The organism is Dehalobacter sp. TeCB1 (genome assembly GCF_001707455.1).
GTDB lineage: Bacteria > Bacillota > Desulfitobacteriia > Desulfitobacteriales > Syntrophobotulaceae > Dehalobacter > Dehalobacter restrictus.
Genome location: NZ_MCHF01000056.1, coordinates 11,706 through 29,006, shown reverse-complemented (window position 1 = coordinate 29,006; position 17,301 = coordinate 11,706). Strand labels below are relative to the sequence as shown.

Here is a 17,301-nt window from a genome sequence, read left to right as displayed (position 1 = left end):
TAGAAGGGGGCAACCCCTTTTACTTTTCTGTCAGAAAGGTTTATTATTTTCAGATAGAACGCTAAGTTTTACTATTTCTGGAGTTGAGAAAAATGGATGATACGATTGTCGGCTTGGCTACACCGGCCGGAGAAGGGGCCATTCATGTTATCCGTTTAAGCGGAAAGCAAGCCCAAAAAATATTGGATGTTTGTTTTTGTCCCGTCCATCAAGACAAATGGCTGTCCGACACAACATTTACGCTTCATTTAGGGAACTTTTATGATGGTGCGATGCAGCTTGATCAAGTCCTGATCAGCAGGATGAAAGGGCCTCATTCTTTTACGGGTGAGGATGTTTATGAAATAAATTGTCATGGCGGATTAATACCCGCAAGAAGGATCATTGAAGCCTGTCTTCGGCAGGGAGCGCGCTTGGCAGAACCCGGTGAATTCAGCAAAAGGGCTTTTTTGAATGGGAAAATGGATCTTGTTCAGGCCGAAGCGTTAATTGACTTGATTTCCTCTAGGACAGAGCTATCTGCGGACTTGGCTTTGCTTCAGCTCGGAGGGAGATTGTCCTCCAGAATTAATGAAGTCAGACAGGATATTTTGGATATCCTGTCCTATATTGAAGCAACCATTGATTTTCCGGAAGATGAAATTGATGATTTGGCACTGAAAGAACTGTCTGAAAAAATATTAAATGCTAAAGAAAATTCTTTAGAAATTTTCAAAGGAAGTAAGACCGGTAAAATTATCAGGGAAGGTCTTTCCACGGTAATTGCTGGTAGGCCGAATGTTGGAAAATCCAGTCTGCTGAATGCACTTTTGCACGAAGAAAGAGCGATTGTCACGGATATTCCAGGAACAACCCGGGATGAGATTCATGAATATATCAAGATTGGTGAAGTACTGCTTCACCTTACCGATACTGCCGGAATCCGAGAAAGTGATGATCCAGTCGAAATGATTGGCATTGAGAGAGCCTGGAAAGCGCTTAGTATGGCAGATGTCATTCTGCTCTTGCTCGATGCCTCCGAGATTCGTTCTGGGAGGCTCACGAACGAAGAAAAAACAATTCTTGAGGAATACGCCAATAAAACTATTGTTTTGATTAATAAAATTGATCTTTTGTCTTCTTATGAATTTAAGGATACCTTTCTTTCTCCTGAAGTTTTTGCGCTGGCGTTTTCTGTAAAAAACAGGATTGGCTTTGCTGAACTAGAAAAGGAAATCCTAAGCAGGGTTTTTGAAGGAGAGATATCCGTCACAATTGATCCGTTATTATCGAATATTCGTCAAATTCAAGCTCTGGAAAATTGCATTCACTCTCTGGAAAAAGCCCTTGAAGCTGTCTATGCGAATGTCCCATTTGATCTGGTATCGATCGATGTCCGTTCAGCCCTCGAAGAAATCTCTTTGATTACGGGGCATCAGGTTCAGGAAGAGTTGCTTAATAATATTTTTTCCCGATTCTGTATTGGAAAGTAGGTTAATTGTGGATTATTTTGCTGGAAAATATGATGTAATTGTTGTCGGGGCGGGACATGCCGGATGTGAGGCTGCTCTCGCCTCTGCCCGTATGGGATGCGATACACTGCTGCTTACGATTAATTTAGATAAAGTTGCGCATATGCCGTGCAATCCGTCCGTAGGCGGTCCGGCGAAAGGCCATCTGGTGCGGGAGATTGATGCGCTAGGTGGTCAGATGGGAATTGTTGCCGATGAGACAGCACTTCAGGCCAGGCTGCTGAATACGGGCAAAGGGCCGGCGGTCCATGCACTAAGAGTTCAATCAGATAAAAAAGCTTATCACCATCGGATGTTAAGCAACCTATACAATCAGGCCAAGCTTACCTTGATACAGGCTTTGGTCGAGCGGCTCCATTTTGATGGGGATAAACTTAAAGGTGTTGTCACGCGTACAGGCGCAGTCTTTGAGGCAGGCAGTATTGTTCTGACGGGTGGAACATACCTCAGAAGCAGGATAATAATTGGGGAAGCGCTTTATGAAGGCGGACCGGCCGGAGAAATCACCTCGGGGTCCCTGTCTGAGGATCTGAAACTACGCGGCATAGAACTTGGCCGGTTTAAAACCGGAACGCCTCCTCGGATTCTGAAGAGCTCAGTAGATTTCTCTAAGTTCGTAATTCAGCCGGGTGACAGCGAGCCAAAATATTTTTCGTTTATGCCGACTAGAAGCATGTTTTGGGGAAACAACCCGGAAAATCAGCTTCCTTGCTGGCTGGGCTACACGACGGAAACAACGCATGGTATTATCCGAGATAATCTGCATCGCGCACCGCTGTATACCGGCGTGGTGGAAGGCGTTGGCCCGAGGTATTGTCCTTCTATTGAAGATAAGGTTGTGCGTTTTGCGCAGCGGCAGGCCCATCAGCTTTTTCTTGAACCAGAAGGCAAAGATAGTGAGGAATTATATGTTGCCGGGCTGTCAACCAGCCTGCCGGAAGAAATCCAGCATATGTTTTTCCGTAGCATTCCCGGTTTGGAAAATGTTCAGATTTTGCGTCCCGGATATGCGATTGAATACGATTATGTCAAACCGTATCAGCTCTCTCTGACGCTGGAAGTACGAAATCTCCCGGGGCTCTTTACAGCGGGACAGCTTAACGGAACATCCGGGTATGAGGAAGCGGCCGGGCAGGGCTTAATGGCCGGAATCAACGCAGCGCTTAAAGCTTTACGCCGAGAACCTTTTATTTTAAAGCGTTCCGACGGATATCTCGGTGTACTAATTGATGACCTGGTCAATAAAGAGATTTGTGAGCCGTACAGGCTTTTGACCTCAAGGGCGGAATACCGTTTGCTGCTGCGTCAGGACAACGCTGATCTGCGTTTGACTGAGAAGGGTAGAAAACTGGGACTAGTTGCAGATGACAGGTGGAAGATTTTTGAGCAGAAGCTGAACAATCTGGAGAGAATCTTTCAGCAATGGAAGACGATTACTTTTTCTCCCGCCAGTGCAGATATTCAGGAATTGCTGATCGAGGCGGGGTCTACTCCGCTCCGAAGCGGAATTAAAGCGGAGGAACTTGTGAAGAGGCCGGAAATTATACCAGATTTGCTGCCACGTTTTATGCCGGAGATGGGGACGTATGACGCTGAAGTATTAGAAGAAGCCTCAATCCAAATTAAATACGAAGGGTACATTCAGAAACAACAGGAAGAAGTAAACCGATTTATCAAACTTGAAGAAAAAGTTCTGCCTGTTAATCTGGATTATTTGAAAATCAAAGGTCTATCCAATGAAGCCAGACAGCGGCTTAACGGCGTGCAGCCGATCAACGTCGGACAGGCATCGAGAATCAGCGGAGTGAGTCCTGCGGATATTTCGGTTTTATTGATTTATCTGGAACAAAGGCGGAGGAACATTTCTGATGAATGATCAATTTCTGGAAATGGATCTTAAGGAACCGCTTAGCGTCTTGCACGATAAGGTCCGGGATGTCTTGAGTCTGGAACTCTCCGCCGAACATCTTGAAAAGTTTGAACAATATACAGTACTGTTACTTCAGAGGAACGAACAAATGAACTTAACAGCCATTACCGATCCGGCAGAAATGGTGATTAAGCATTATCTGGATTCTCTGGTGTTTGTCAAGTGGATAATGCATTATTATCCCAATGGACAAATTGTTATTGCGGATCTTGGTACCGGTGCTGGATTTCCAGGTATTCCCATTAAAATACTTTTGCCGCAAATTAAAGTCGTCCTTGTCGATGCGCTAGCCAAAAGAATTCATTTTTTGCAGGAGGTCTGCGATAGCCTTGGCTTGAAGGTCGAAACCTGCCATGCACGAGCTGAAGATATTGGCCGCAGCAAGGCGTACCGGCAGCGATTTGATATTACGGTGGCCAGAGCAGTCGCGGAGTTGCCGGTACTACTGGAATATGCAACTCCTTTGCTGAAAGTTGGCGGAAGATTTATTGCAGCGAAGGGAATCGATCCTGAAAATGAAATAACTTTGGCTAAGAACGCCTTGCGGATCCTAAACTGTGAAGTTGAGCATGTCGAAAAATATTCATTGGCGGAAGGCGCGGATAACCGTTCTCTGATTATTGTTAAAAAAATATTGAACACACCTGCTCAATATCCGCGTCAAGCTGGGAAACCGAAAAAAACCCCTCTCTAGTAATCATCTGCTGAAATGATCAAGAATGATTAAATAAGTGGTTTTTAAATATTTTATAGTATAATTTTGTAGTATAATAATATAAATAAATTTTTTTACAGGCCAAGTTCCATGTCAACCCTAAATTTTATATAACTGTCGGCATATTTCATGTAATACTGTGTTTTCTTGTAGCTTCGTGCAGTCCATGGCATTGCTGCATTAGTTCACCCGTGGACGTTAATTGCCATATGACTGGTATACCTTAATTTTTCGCCTTGTCTTACAAAAATCTGCTCGTCATTATATTATTATCTTAGGTTGACTAGGTACTAATTGATCAAGTCTGTGAGGAAGGAGATACAAGATTGGCCAGAATCATTGCTATAGCAAATCAAAAAGGAGGAGTCGCCAAAACAACGACTGCTGTGAATCTCTCCTCCAGTCTGGTTGAGAAAGGGAAAAAAGTTCTCCTCGTTGATCTTGATCCACAGGGAAATGCCACCAGCGGTTGTGGTATTATGAAACATCGGTTGTCCCGCTGTATTTATGATGTAATTATCAATGAAGAAAACATTCAAAGTGTGATCGCCGATACAGAGCTGAAAAACTTAAAGGTTGCGCCTGCCCGTATTGAACTGGCCGGTGCTGAGATTGAGCTAGTCTCCCAGCTGTACCGTGAAGGAAAGCTTGCAACTGCTTTGCAAGGAATAAAGGATGAATTTGATTTTATCATTATTGATTGTCCCCCTTCCCTGGGACTTCTTACGTTGAATGCACTTTGTGCGGCAACAGATGTTTTGATTCCTATTCAATGTGAGTATTATGCGTTGGAAGGTTTAAGCTTGCTAGTCAATACGCTTGATAAGGTCAAACGTTCCATTAATAGAGACCTTCAAGTTATCGGCGTACTTTTGACCATGTTTGATGCGAGGACAAATTTATCGATTCAGGTCGTCGATGAGGTTAAGAAATATTTTAGAGATAAAGTCTTCAGAACCATTATTCCCCGGAATGTTCGGCTTAGTGAAGCCCCGAGCCATGGTCAGCCGATCATTCTATATGATAGCAAGTCGCGTGGAGCTGAAGTATATCGAGATTTAGCCGAGGAGGTCTTGGAACGTGTCTAAAAAAGGTTTAGGCCGAGGGCTTGGCGCTTTAATTACGGAAAGAGAAACGGAAAGCAGTGAAATTAAAGAAATAATGCTGGCGGATATTGTACCAAATCCTGGCCAGCCGAGACGGGAGTTTGACCGTGAAAAACTTCAAGAGCTTGCGGATTCTATTCAAGAACATGGATTACTGCAGCCTATCCTTGTAAAGCCTGAAGGAAGCAGATACATCATCATTGCGGGAGAGAGGCGTTTTCGAGCTACACAGCTTGCAGGGATCGACAGAATTAACTGTATTGTGAGAGACTGCACTGAGCAGGAAATGACGGAAAAGGCTTTAATCGAAAATATCCAGCGCGCGGACTTATCTCCTGTAGAAGAAGGCCTTGCATATGCACGCTTAATTCAAGATTATGGACTAACTCAGGAACAGGTTGCCAGACGCGTCGGTAAGGGTAGGCCTACTGTAGCCAACTTACTTCGAATTATTCAGCTGCCCGCTGAAGTCTTGGAACTGATTAATAAAGAAGCAATTTCTTTGGGACATGCCAAGGTGATACTTTCTTTAGAAAATAAAGAGCAGCAGATTTCTCTCGCGAAACGGGCTGTTGAGGGATTATTATCTGTAAGGGAAACGGAAACGATTGTTCAGAATAGTGAAAAGAAAGTGCAGCCTGCCAAAAATGCTGTGAAGACACCGAAAAACAAGAGCTATAGTTCTTTAAATGATATTGAAGAAAAACTGCGGCACAGTTTTCAGACCAAGGTAGCTGTATCAGGAAGTGAAGAAAAAGGAAAAATTGAGATTAATTATTATTCCCGGGATGAACTTAACCGGCTTTTAGAACGTTGGGAGATTGAAGTTTAATATGTTCCACGTGGAACATGTTATTACATTCTTTAGGGGGGATCATTTTTGTTTTCTATTTTAGAACCCGAGTTGATTATCGTCTTGGCAGTATCGGTTGTAGCCTTGATCGTTACCGTGATTGCGATTGTTATGACCAATGCTCTACGTGTCCGTATGAGTAAATTTGAAAAATCCTATATCAGCCTGCAGACGTTCTTATCCGGAACACAGCTGGAAGAACTGCTGAGCGCCAATTTAAAAGAAGTTGCTGAATTAAGCCGTATTGCTGCAGAGCATGGGCAAAGGCTTAAGCTTGCCGAAGATAAAGCCCGCAACGGAATTGACCGCGCGGAACTGGTCCGATTTAATTCTTTCGAAAATATGGGTGCCGACCTGAGCTTCGCCCTTGCTTTACTGAATCAGGAAAAGACCGGCGTCGTCCTTACAGGAATTCATAGTGTTGAAGAGTGCAGAATCTATGCCAAAGGGATCGAAAAAGGGCAGGCCAATGTTAAACTTAGCCCTGAGGAGAAGTTCGCTATTGAAAAAGCCTCGAAGAATGAGCTAACTATTTAAATTCAAGATTGATTCAACAAGAAGTAAGTCCGCTGGAACAAATTACATAGTACCTCAGACATTTGCCATACGATACTCAATCTGGTGTTTTGCAGCACCATGTATTGCATAAAACCGTTGATATTGACAATGCCGGTAAGGTGGATTTCTCCTACCTCCGGCAGTTCTTTTTTTACGGCGGTTCCTGGTTTTAAAGGGCCTTCTGCCAAGCTGATGTAGCCAACGGAGTCAAGTTGACCCAGGCAGGCATCCAGGGCAATAATATAGGGATTGCAATACTTGGCAAACAAGTTTTTCAGGGTGGATTCAAGGTTTTCTGCATGAACAGGCTTTTCGAGCGTTCCGACAACCGTCAATCCTGAAAGACCTTTTTCATCTAGTTTTGTGCCGGTTAAAGGCCCCAGAGAATCGCCGGTAGAACGATCCGTCCCTATACATAATAGAACCACCGGTCTACCGGCTGCAGCTTTCAGATATTTTTTCAACCTTAACTGAAGCTGGTAAAGACCGGGACGGTCTGTGTAATGGGCACGCAGATGCTCTTTTTCTCGAATTCCTGGCAATGGGTTCAATGCGGATACCTCCGGAGGTTAAATGAAATAGAGTCGCTGCAATTTCCATCCATGGCATTGCGATCGTATGATTGTTTATGTGAGTAAATATGCAAAATAATAATTTTTAGAGTACTTTGCTATTATTTCCACAATCAGTAATATTTATGCGTAACAAATCAAAATCAGAATATGAAAAAATCCAAACCCATATTATAATTAGAGTCAGGAATATCCGCAATAAATATAAGGTATAAGTACCATGTCAACGCTATCATCAAAATATGGGGTTGACCTGTACTTTAGGTATTAGCTATGGAAAGATATCTAATTATTGGAACAGCAGGCCATGTGGATCATGGGAAAACCCACCTTATTCAAGCCTTGACAGGTATAAGCACAGACCGGCTCAAGGAAGAGAAGGAAAGAGGAATTTCGATCGAGCTTGGGTTTGCTTATCTGACACTCCCGGACGGTCGCAAAGCAGGAATCATTGATGTACCGGGTCATGAAAAATTTGTCCGTCAAATGTTAGCCGGCGCGAGTGGAATGGATATTGTTCTACTGATTATTGCTGCCGATGAAGGCGTGATGCCTCAAACCCAGGAACATCTGGATATATTAAACATGTTAAATGTAGAAAAAGGAATTGTTGTACTGTCAAAAATTGACCTGGTTGATCAGGAATGGCTTTCTATGATTGAAAAGGATACCAGAGAAAAACTCCAAGACAGTTTTCTGCGGGATGCTCCGTATTGCAAAGTATCTTCTGTCACTGGCCAGGGAATCCCGGAATTGCTGCAGACAATTATGACTGTGCTCCAAACAACCGAGGGGAAACGTTTGGATCTTCCGTCAAGAATGCCGATTGACAGAGTTTTTACGATTCGGGGGTTTGGAACAGTGGTCACAGGGACTTTGAACACAGGGACGATTCAGAAAGGACAGGAAGTATGCCTGGAACCGGGGGGAAAAACCATGAAAATTAGAAATATTCAAGTTCATGGTGAACAGGTCTCCGAAGCTTATGCCGGACAGCGGGTTGCGATAAACATAGCCGGACTGGCTGTAAGTGATATTCCCAAGGGGGCAAGCCTTGTTGATCCCGGATATTATAACGCAGGACAAATTTTAGACGTAGAACTATCCAACCTCGCGTCAGAGCAAAGAACGATCAAACAAAGGCAGAGGATACATTTTCATTTAGGAACGGCCGAAACACTGGGACGGGTTCATCTTCTGGCCCAGGAAGAATTGGCTCCCGGGGAGAAAGGGTTTGCCCAAGTCATTCTGGAGGAACCGGTTGTCGCAGCAAAAGGGGACCGGTTTGTAATCAGGTACTATTCACCTGTCGCGACGATCGGCGGAGGAGTTGTACTGAGCCTGGCAAATGCCAAACAAAAACGTTTTCGAGAAAAGGTCATAACCGAATTTCGGTCTAAAGCAGAAGGCGGCTTAACTGATCAAATAAAAAAAGAGCTTACTATCCCTTTATCTTCCGATGAAGTCAGGAAAAAGTATGCTCTTGGGCAGGACGAAGTTCAGCTGGCTTTGGATCGTCTCAAAAATGATCAGACTGTTGTGATCTTAGCGGAGGATGGATTATCATTATTCTGGCTTAAAAGTACAGCAGAAGAATGGGCTCTTAAAGTAAATGCGGAAGCAATGAAATATCAAAAGACATATCCGCTGCGCGGAGGAATAGGCAGAGAGGAATTAAAAAGAATCCTGAAAACGGCTGTCTCCCATAAACGCTGGCAGTTGATTTTGGAATGGGGAGCAGATCATCAGTATTTCAGGCTAAGCAGCAGTCTGGTCCAGGCAGTATCTGAAATCGGGCTGCCTGAGGATATCAGGCAAAAGCTTGACGCTTTGCAAAAAATCTGGGAAAAGGCAGGGCTAAATCCTCCGGGGCAGGAAACTGCGGTTGCAGAATGCGGGGTACCCGCTGCAAAATTTCCGGAATATGCCGAATATCTTAAAACAAATAACGTCTGGAAACAGGTAGGAGAATTCTATATTGCAGCAAGTGCAATAGAAAAAGCTAAAATAATATTGGAAAAGCACCTGCAAGAAAATGGACAGATTACGGTTTCTGAAGCACGGGACTGCTGGCAGACTAGCCGTAAATTTGCGGTGCCTTTACTGGAATATTTTGATTCAATTCATGTTACAGAAAGAAACGGAGACATCAGGGTAAAACCAGGATCTGCCCAAAATCCAGGCTAAGTTTTCTTTATTCCCTTTAGAGAATATTGATTTGGCTGCTCATGATCAACTTCGACCCGATATCCGGCAACTCTCAAAAACCGTTCAACGTTAATTTTGGATGTCTCATTATCGACAATGACCATGATTTCTGAAGGATCATCCGCTAAAGCTCTTTTGGTAAAAATTACAGGTTCCGGACAGGAATATCCTCTGGCATCAACAAGTTTCAACACATCTAGCCTCCTTTTATATTCTATCCTATTGTACCATAAGCAGAGATCTCAACAATATCATATAATTTTAAAATAAGAAATACAGAATATAAATATGTTAAATATATGACACAATATTTACACAAAGATTGTAATTATATTCTATATAATATTTACATTAAAATATACATGTGAATATGCATAAAAATACAAATGTAATTATGCATGTAAATGGTTATGTAAATAATATAAGATTCTTCTTTGTGTTTATATGCTTATTAGATTGGACACGACGCTCAGGATCCGCAGCAGGTGCATTATATTTATATATACAGTCTTTTTGTTGTATTACTGATAGATTTTAAAGTCAGTACTATTTAATAGAACTATAAAGTACAGTATATTTACATGCAAATATTAATGAATAAAGACACTGATATTTTATTAGTATTTAAGTGTAAATATTATAATGAATTTGGATGAACAAGAAAAATAATTTTAAGAGCGTCAAAGAATTGCCAAAGAATAAGACAAAGGTTCACATTCGAAGCATTAAGTGTTAAAATGATTCAGCAGACTCTAAAAGGTCTTGGGGATATATAGCGGCTGGTGTCGTTCCCGGACTTCAAATCCGTGTGTCGGGACGCAGAACGTTCCGAGGTGTGTTCGATTCGCACATATCCCCGCCATTCTGTAAAGGAGAGCGTAGCGTGAATACATTTGATTATGTAATGCTGGCGCTGCTGGTTCTGGGAGGCCTAATCGGGTTTCGGAAGGGCCTTATTACCGGTTTATCAAGATTTATCGGAAAGATCGCTGCGATAGGCATTGCGGTGTTTTTTTACAAACCATTTCTGAACCTATTGGAACCCGTTTTAGGGCTTGAAGCAAAACTGGAGCCCAAAATCGGAAATTTTTTGACCAAAATTGCTGAAAGCAAAGCATCCGGGACAGATCCCTACGGTGCCGCTGACAGCATCAGGCAATCCATGATTGGTCAGGCCACACCTGTTTTGACAGATTATGTCCTGAAGATTGGTGCTGTCCTGCTCTTGTTTATTTTAGCAGCATGTATCATTAATCTTATCATCGCTTTGGTCATTACCCCTATAGCAAAAAACTTAAGTTTTATCAACCGAGGGGGAGGACTGCTTTTTGGTTTACTGAGTACCTTTGTCGTGATTTCTCTGGTCCTGGGGTTGTTTTCACCGTTGTTAAGCACCGGTGACTCCGGATTGCTTAAGACGGGTAGCTCCTTGCTTTATCCCTGGTTTATGCAAGGATACGATCTGATTTTATCAGGGATTTCTGTTTTTGCGGGGGATATTCTGAATAATCCTCTGGATTCTATACCTTTGCTGAATGGGCTGGTTTGAAAGAGAGGCTGAATGACTATGGATCTTAATGTAGGAGATATTGTCAGGCTCAAAAAGGCCCATCCCTGTGGCAATACAGAATTTAAGATCATGAGAACAGGTATGGATTTTCGGATTGAATGTCTGAAGTGCGGGCATCAGACCTGGATAACCAGGGCAAAGCTGGAAAGGAATATTAAAAAAATCCTGACGGCAGAAAACAGTCAGGGGATCTCGGACTGATTTAACTAGAATTTGAGGGGGAAAAACATGTCTCTGCATGTAGGAATAGTTGGGCTGCCCAATGTCGGCAAGTCAACACTATTTAATGCGATAACGAAAGCCGGAGCAGAATCGGCCAATTACCCGTTCTGTACTATTGATCCGAATGTCGGAATTGTACAGGTACCGGATTTTCGGTTAAAAGCACTGGCTAAAATTGTGAACCCGCAGCAAATCGTTCCGGCAGTTGTCGAATTTGTCGATATTGCCGGTCTGGTAAGGGGTGCAAGTAAAGGTGAAGGACTAGGCAACCAATTTCTTTCCCATATCCGGGAAGTGGATGCCATTGTTCATGTTGTACGTTGTTTTGAAGATGATAACGTTGTTCACGTCGAAGGTAAAATTGACCCGGAACGGGATATTGAAACGATCCGGATGGAATTGATCCTGGCAGATATGGAAACCGTATACCGCCGTCAGGCCAAGCTGGTCGGAATGATCAAATCCGGGGATAAGAAGGCCAAATTCGAAGCTGAGGTATTAGAAAAGCTCGTGAAAAAATTTGACCAGGGGATACCGGCTAATTTGGTTGGTTTCTCTGAAGAAGAAAAAGAATTGCTGAACAGTGTCAGTCTGTTGACCCTAAAACCGGTGATTTATGCCGCGAATGTTTCTGAAGCGGAAGCTTCTAACGGGGAAAATAACGCCAATGTCCAAAAAGTACAGGAAATAGCCAGACTCGAAAATGCTGAAGTCATTCCTGTTTGCGCCAAGATTGAAGCAGAAATAGCAGAACTTGAAGAAGATGAGAAAGAAATCTTTATGGAGGAACTTGGGCTCACGGAATCTGGACTTGATCGGCTGATCAGGAGCGCATTCAAGCTGCTTGGACTGATAACTTTCTTTACGGCAGGTCCTAAAGAGGTAAAGGCTTGGACGATCTGCCGGGAAACCAAAGCGCCTCAGGCGGCAGGTACGATTCATTCCGACTTTGAGCGGGGTTTTATCCGGGCAGAGGTCGTCAAATATGAACATTTTATGGAAAATAACGGTCTGAATGGAGCCAAGGACAAGGGCTTGGTTCGGTTAGAGGGCAAAGAATATGTCGTTCAGGACGGCGATATTATGCATTTCAGATTTAATGTCTAGATGAAAGGTTCTCAGAACTAGCAAAATCATCATTATTTGCAAATGACATAAGGAAGTGTTATAATATCGTGTTGTAGCATAATAACCCTGCTCCACACTCGAGGTGGGGCCATTTAGTCCGAGGGGAGGTGCATTTATGCAAGCGTACGAAGTGATGTACATTATAAGACCGGATCTCGATGATGAGGCTTCAAAAGCAAATGTTCAAAGATTTGAAGAGATCGTCAATGCCAATGGTGGTACAGACCTCAAGGTTGATATTTGGGGTAAAAGACGCCTGGCTTACGAGGTTAAGAAGTTCAATGAAGGTGTTTATGTCCTGATGAACTTCAACGGTGAAGCACGTACGGTTGATGAACTGGAAAGGCTGATGAAAATTTCTGATGCTGTGATCCGGTTTATGACAACCAAGAAGGAATAACGATGCGGAGGGTTTAAGATGTTGAATCGTGTAGTACTTATCGGGCGATTAACGAAAGACCCTGAGCTACGCTATACACCAAACGGTGTAGCTGTTGCATCTTTTACGCTAGCCGTCGACAGGAATTACAAGAACAGCCAGGGCGAGAAGGAAACGGATTTTATTCCATGCGTTGTTTTTCGCCAGTTAGCTGAACTCTGCGCGAACTATTTGGCGAAAGGAAGACTGGCTGCAGTAGATGGCAGGATTCAGGTCCGCTCTTATGACGGTCAGGATGGGCAAAAAAGATGGGTGACAGAGGTCTTGGGAGAGAACGTCAGATTTTTGAGTCCCAAAGACAATAATGCCGGAGCATCTTCAGCTCAAAATGATTTTGGTTCTTTTGCTCATGAAGTTAGTCTAGATGATGATATACCATTTTAGTATGAAGGGAGGAGCGTTCATTGGCAAACGCTGCCGTAAAAAAGGAACGGGGACGCCGTCCGCGTAAAAGAGTATGCAGTTTTTGTGTTGATAAAGTTGAGAGCATCGACTACAAAGATACACAAAAATTACGTAAATATATTACTGAGAGAGGCAAAATTCTGCCCCGTAGAATCTCAGGCAATTGCGCTAAACACCAGAGGCAAGTCACGATTGCCGTTAAACGGGCTCGCAGCATCGCGTTGCTGCCCTACATGATTGACTAGTAAAAAGGGAGCAACGCTCCCTTTTTTTATTTCATTTCCTTAAATTTAGGCAACAGGGCAAGTTTTCTTTGTTCTGGGAAAAGTAGAAGAAGGAGTTTCAGCTTGATTTCGCGAAATCTTACATTACTTTTTTGCAGGAGGTATTGTTGTGGAGTCTGTTGCTGCGATCAATATTGATATCGTAAAATCCTCGAAAGCCATAGAGGAATTAAAAGTGGAGCTTCTCAAAGCTCAGTGGCTGGTCCAGCAGGGGACTTTAAGTGCTTCCCAGGAACAGCTTCTCGATAGTATGGCCGGCCTGGTCGGTTTAAGCTATTTGCTTACCCGCAGGCTTGGCTTTGACTATTCCCGTTTGGACAGGGTTTTGTTTAATAAAATGTCCCGGTGGCAGCGGGAAGATTTCCTTAGTCTCGAAACTGAATGGGGTGACCTGAGTCTTTTGCTTGGTTATCTTGTTCCCGAGGAAGACTGAACAGGAGAAAATTAAATGGTTATAAGTGATAAGGATGCACTTCGGTATGTATCCGGATTGATCGTATTGTTTCTTCCCTTACTTGCGTCTTTATTTGACTTCTGGAGCTGGATCGTCGAGGTATTATTGATTTTTTTCGTTTTATTTCAGACCAGAAGTACCGGCTGTCGAAAAACGGCTATTTTTTTAGGAATTGGTTATATTTTAGCTTTTATTCCAGTTGGAATCAGTGGAATCTCCCTGATTGGATTTGCTCCCTGGGCAGGGATTTTGTTGGTTGTCATAAAAGAAAAAGGGTTTTCTACCAGTCAGAGTATATTCTGGAGTTTGCTGCTGGCTGCGCTCATTGGGGCATTACCGGTCATTCCTTCAGTCAACCAGGCCCTTCAGCCCGAGAATCTGGAAAAGAATATTGTTACAGTTCTTCAGTTCTATGAGCAGCAAGGCCTGTTCAGTGCTTTTCAGGAGCAGGGGATTTCAATTGAGCAATTTGAAAGCACTCTCCGCACCATGGTTCCGGTCTACTATCAGTTAATGCCTGCTTTTGCCGGGATATTTGCGATGCTTGAGGTTGGACTGGTCTACCTGTTTTTCAGGATATTTTCTTTCGGGAACAAACTTAAGCCTTTTTCTTTATGGAGGATGCCCTGGTATGCGGTGTGGCTGGCAATTATCGGGATTGCTGCCTATTTGGGCGGAGACTACTTTGCCAACAGTATTCTGAGAATAACCGGAATGAATGTGATGGCCGTTGCAGCTTCGATAACCAGTATTATTGGGCTGTCCTGCCTGGCTTATTTGATCAAAAGCTTGAAGTTTTCCCATCTGCTGATCTGGATTATTGTAATTATGGTGGCTTTCGTTTCACCGTTCTTTTTCATATGTCTAATATTTACGGGGCTTTTTGATTTAGTATTTAATTTCCGAAAGATCCCCGAAAAAATGGAGGAACAAAAACCGTGAAGGTAATATTAAAAGAAGATGTCAAGGCACTCGGTAAAAAGGGTAAAGTATGCGAAGTCTCAGATGGCTATGCCCGTAATTTTCTGATCCCGCGCGGACTCGCAGTTGAGGCAACTCAGGGAAATGTTCAGGACCTGGTGCATAAACAAAAACAGGAAGAACTGCGCAAACAGAAAGAAAAACAAGCGGCGCTGGATCTTTCCCAAAGAATCGAGAACATGGATATCATTGTCAAAGTGAAAGTCGGTGAAAAAGGCCGTTTATTCGGTTCGGTAACGAATAAAGAGATCGCCGAGGTATTGGAAAAGGAATATCAACTCAAACTAGATAAAAGAAAAATTGAAGTCAAGGAACCTATCAAAGGATTGGGAGAATATCAGGTTACGGTAAAGCTTCATTTTGAAGTAACAGCAAATCTGAAGATAAAGATAGAAGCTCAGTAAGACCGAAGAGTAAAGCACAAGGATGTGACCAGCGTGAAAGGCTTATTTAAGAAATTTTTACAACAGGAGGGGCAGGAAAATCACGAGAAATATACTGCGGAAATTGCGGATGGACAGTTAAAACTGGAGATAGACGCGCTGTATGTCGTGCTTTCCAACCTATACGGAACAGATAAATTAATTTTAAAGGCGAGCAAGCTGGAGGCTCTTACCCTGATGCGTTCCGACAAGCTCGAGGAACGGGTATTGGGCTTGCAAAAGCTTGTCAACGATGATCCCACGGACAAACCGGCGCCGGACCTGCAAGATATTCCGGCAATTCTGACGGAGGTTGAAGAGCAGATTGCCGAGACGGTTGCGAAGCGTTCCGTAGAAGACCGTTTAAATCAGGCGGTTGCCGAGAAAATGCAGGAGCGACACGAAGAATATATCAAAGAGATCAAGACCCAGGTTCTGAAAGAGACAGGAGGTCCTGAGAATGCGCAAACACTCCGAAAGCTTGCGCAGCTGGAAAAGATGAAAGCAACAAAGCCGGTATCCTCCGCAATTGAAATCCTGAGACCGCAGACGACGGAAGAAATTGTCGGACAGGAAAGCGCCTTGCAGGCCCTGCTGGCAAAGCTCGCGACGCCTTTCCCCCAGCACATTCTGATTTATGGTCCGCCGGGAGTCGGCAAAACATCAGCAGCCAGGGTTGCACTGGAAACCGTCAAAAATTTTCCGGATTCTCCTTTCAGTAAGGATGCGCCGTTTATTGAAGTTGACGGTACGACGCTGCGCTGGGATCCGCGAGATGTCACCAATCCTTTGCTTGGTTCAGTTCACGATCCGATTTATCAGGGTGCGAAAAGAGATTTGGCTGAGACCGGTATCCCCGAGCCCAAACTGGGCTTGGTCAACGATGCTCATACTGGCGTTTTGTTTATCGATGAAATTGGAGAGATGGATCCAACGTTGCTGAATAAGCTGCTGAAGGTCCTGGAAGATAAGCGGGTTCATTTTGAGTCTTCCTATTATGATCCGCATGATCCTCAGATTCCTTTATATATCAAGAAGATTTTTGATGAAGGAGTTCCCGCGGATTTTGTACTGATTGGAGCCACTACGAGAGAGCCGCAGGATCTGAACCCGGCCTTGCGCTCCCGCTGTGCCGAAGTCTATTTTGAGCCTTTGGAACCGGCCCATATCACCCATATTATCAGACAGGCAGCCCTGAAACTAAATGTGCAGTTGGAAGAGAATGTACCGGAAATTATCAGTGAATATATGATTGAGGGACGAAAAGCGAACAGCATCCTTTTGGATGCGTATGGTCTGGCCAGGTTTAGGAATCCCGGTAAGAAGGAAGTCTTGATTTCGGAAGACGATGTCAGAGAAGTGCTCAGGTCAGCCAGACTGACTCCTTTTGTTCAAAAACGGGTAACCGCCGGCAAGGATACCGGCAGAATACTCGGACTGGGGGTATCGGGATTTCTTGGCTCAGTTCTGGAGATTGAGGTGAAAGTATTCAACGGGGAGACCGGCAAAGGAAGTATCCGCTTTAATGAGACGGCAGGTTCAATGGCCAGGGACGCAGTGTTTAATGCCGCAGCTGTAATTCGGAGCCTGACAGGAGAAGACTTGAAGAACTATGACCTCCATGTCAATGTGGTTGGTGGTGGCAGAATAGACGGGCCCTCAGCCGGACTTGCCACGACCATGGCGATTTACAGCGCCTTGAAGCAACAGCCTCTGAGAGGAGATGTAGCCGTGACCGGTGAAATCTCAATCCAGGGAAAAGTCAAACCGGTTGGTGGCATTTACGAAAAAATATTTGGGGCCAAACAGGCCGGTGTAAAAACAGTGATCATTCCGACGGAGAATCGCGGAGAAGTTCCTGCAGGATTAAAAGGAATTGAAGTCCTTGCTGTTGAAAATATAGAGGAAGCTATAAAAATTGCACAAGCCTAGCAAACGAGGAG

General features: G+C 43.8%; 19 protein-coding genes and 1 tRNA gene. 18 read left to right on the top strand and 2 right to left on the bottom strand.

All coding sequences use genetic code 11. From position 1 onward, the window contains the following. The first annotated feature begins 92 nt into the window (after positions 1 to 92). The 6 genes from mnmE to A7D23_RS11740 all read left to right on the top strand — a co-directional run bounded on the left by mnmE (position 93) and on the right by A7D23_RS11740 (position 6,652). Positions 93 to 1,472, top strand: coding sequence for a tRNA uridine-5-carboxymethylaminomethyl(34) synthesis GTPase MnmE (gene mnmE / locus A7D23_RS11765; RefSeq protein WP_019224904.1), 1,380 nt, complete (start codon positions 93 to 95; stop codon positions 1,470 to 1,472). 7 nt (positions 1,473 to 1,479) lie between these two features. Then, complete coding sequence (mnmG, locus tag A7D23_RS11760) at positions 1,480 to 3,387, top strand: tRNA uridine-5-carboxymethylaminomethyl(34) synthesis enzyme MnmG (protein ID WP_025206235.1); 1,908 nt, start codon at positions 1,480 to 1,482, stop codon at positions 3,385 to 3,387. 13 nt (positions 3,388 to 3,400) lie between these two features. Continuing rightward, the gene (gene rsmG / locus A7D23_RS11755) at positions 3,401 to 4,135 is read left to right on the top strand and encodes a 16S rRNA (guanine(527)-N(7))-methyltransferase RsmG (protein WP_176714427.1); all 735 of its coding nucleotides are present in this window, start codon (positions 3,401 to 3,403) and stop codon (positions 4,133 to 4,135) included. A gap of 347 nt (positions 4,136 to 4,482) precedes the next feature. Beyond that, positions 4,483 to 5,244, top strand: coding sequence for a ParA family protein (locus A7D23_RS11750; RefSeq protein ID WP_015045007.1), 762 nt, complete (start codon positions 4,483 to 4,485; stop codon positions 5,242 to 5,244). After that, positions 5,237 to 6,094: a ParB/RepB/Spo0J family partition protein gene (locus tag A7D23_RS11745; protein ID WP_019224907.1), complete on the top strand. Its 858-nt coding sequence runs from the start codon at positions 5,237 to 5,239 to the stop codon at positions 6,092 to 6,094. The genes A7D23_RS11750 and A7D23_RS11745 overlap by 8 nt, the downstream gene beginning before the upstream one ends. A gap of 48 nt (positions 6,095 to 6,142) precedes the next feature. Beyond that, the gene (locus A7D23_RS11740) at positions 6,143 to 6,652 is read left to right on the top strand and encodes a DUF4446 family protein (RefSeq protein ID WP_019224908.1); all 510 of its coding nucleotides are present in this window, start codon (positions 6,143 to 6,145) and stop codon (positions 6,650 to 6,652) included. 2 nt (positions 6,653 to 6,654) lie between these two features. Here A7D23_RS11740 and yyaC read toward each other — a convergent pair whose 3' ends face one another. Beyond that, a complete protein-coding gene (yyaC, locus tag A7D23_RS11735) occupies positions 6,655 to 7,224 on the bottom strand; it encodes a spore protease YyaC (protein WP_019224909.1) in 570 nt (189 codons plus the stop codon). 294 nt (positions 7,225 to 7,518) lie between these two features. On the opposite strand from yyaC, the gene selB reads away from it, so the two are divergent. Continuing rightward, the gene (selB, locus tag A7D23_RS11730) at positions 7,519 to 9,432 is read left to right on the top strand and encodes a selenocysteine-specific translation elongation factor (protein WP_019224910.1); all 1,914 of its coding nucleotides are present in this window, start codon (positions 7,519 to 7,521) and stop codon (positions 9,430 to 9,432) included. Here the strand turns inward: selB and A7D23_RS11725 are convergent. Then, on the bottom strand, positions 9,429 to 9,644 hold the full coding sequence (locus A7D23_RS11725; RefSeq protein ID WP_015045002.1) for a sulfurtransferase TusA family protein: 216 nt from the start codon (positions 9,642 to 9,644) through the stop codon (positions 9,429 to 9,431). The two genes, selB and A7D23_RS11725, sit on opposite strands and share 4 nt — an antisense overlap. A 573-nt stretch (positions 9,645 to 10,217) precedes the next feature. On the opposite strand from A7D23_RS11725, the gene A7D23_RS16110 reads away from it, so the two are divergent. From A7D23_RS16110 to lonC, 11 genes are all read left to right on the top strand, one after another. Then, positions 10,218 to 10,315, top strand: a tRNA-Sec gene (locus A7D23_RS16110). 21 nt (positions 10,316 to 10,336) lie between these two features. Continuing rightward, positions 10,337 to 11,002, top strand: coding sequence for a CvpA family protein (locus A7D23_RS11720; protein WP_019224911.1), 666 nt, complete (start codon positions 10,337 to 10,339; stop codon positions 11,000 to 11,002). Positions 11,003 to 11,020: 18 nt separating this feature from the next. Continuing rightward, the gene (locus A7D23_RS11715; protein ID WP_015045000.1) at positions 11,021 to 11,224 is read left to right on the top strand and encodes a DUF951 domain-containing protein; all 204 of its coding nucleotides are present in this window, start codon (positions 11,021 to 11,023) and stop codon (positions 11,222 to 11,224) included. A 27-nt stretch (positions 11,225 to 11,251) separates the two neighbouring features. Beyond that, positions 11,252 to 12,352: a redox-regulated ATPase YchF gene (gene ychF, locus A7D23_RS11710; RefSeq protein ID WP_019224912.1), complete on the top strand. Its 1,101-nt coding sequence runs from the start codon at positions 11,252 to 11,254 to the stop codon at positions 12,350 to 12,352. Between the two features lie 136 nt (positions 12,353 to 12,488). Beyond that, entirely contained in the window at positions 12,489 to 12,773 is a 285-nt protein-coding gene (gene rpsF / locus A7D23_RS11705) for a 30S ribosomal protein S6 (RefSeq protein ID WP_015044998.1), read from the top strand. A gap of 18 nt (positions 12,774 to 12,791) precedes the next feature. Next, entirely contained in the window at positions 12,792 to 13,196 is a 405-nt protein-coding gene (ssb, locus tag A7D23_RS11700) for a single-stranded DNA-binding protein (protein WP_019224913.1), read from the top strand. A 20-nt stretch (positions 13,197 to 13,216) separates the two neighbouring features. Beyond that, a complete protein-coding gene (gene rpsR, locus A7D23_RS11695; RefSeq protein WP_015044996.1) occupies positions 13,217 to 13,462 on the top strand; it encodes a 30S ribosomal protein S18 in 246 nt (81 codons plus the stop codon). 148 nt (positions 13,463 to 13,610) lie between these two features. Further along, a complete protein-coding gene (locus A7D23_RS11690; protein ID WP_015044995.1) occupies positions 13,611 to 13,934 on the top strand; it encodes a MazG-like family protein in 324 nt (107 codons plus the stop codon). Positions 13,935 to 13,949: 15 nt separating this feature from the next. Beyond that, positions 13,950 to 14,897: a DUF2232 domain-containing protein gene (locus A7D23_RS11685; RefSeq protein ID WP_019224914.1), complete on the top strand. Its 948-nt coding sequence runs from the start codon at positions 13,950 to 13,952 to the stop codon at positions 14,895 to 14,897. Further along, positions 14,894 to 15,340, top strand: a complete 447-nt coding sequence (rplI, locus tag A7D23_RS11680) for a 50S ribosomal protein L9 (protein WP_019224915.1) — start codon at positions 14,894 to 14,896, stop codon at positions 15,338 to 15,340. The genes A7D23_RS11685 and rplI overlap by 4 nt, the downstream gene beginning before the upstream one ends. A 33-nt stretch (positions 15,341 to 15,373) precedes the next feature. Then, positions 15,374 to 17,290, top strand: coding sequence for a Lon family ATP-dependent protease (gene lonC / locus A7D23_RS11675; protein ID WP_019224916.1), 1,917 nt, complete (start codon positions 15,374 to 15,376; stop codon positions 17,288 to 17,290). Positions 17,291 to 17,301 lie beyond the last annotated feature (11 nt).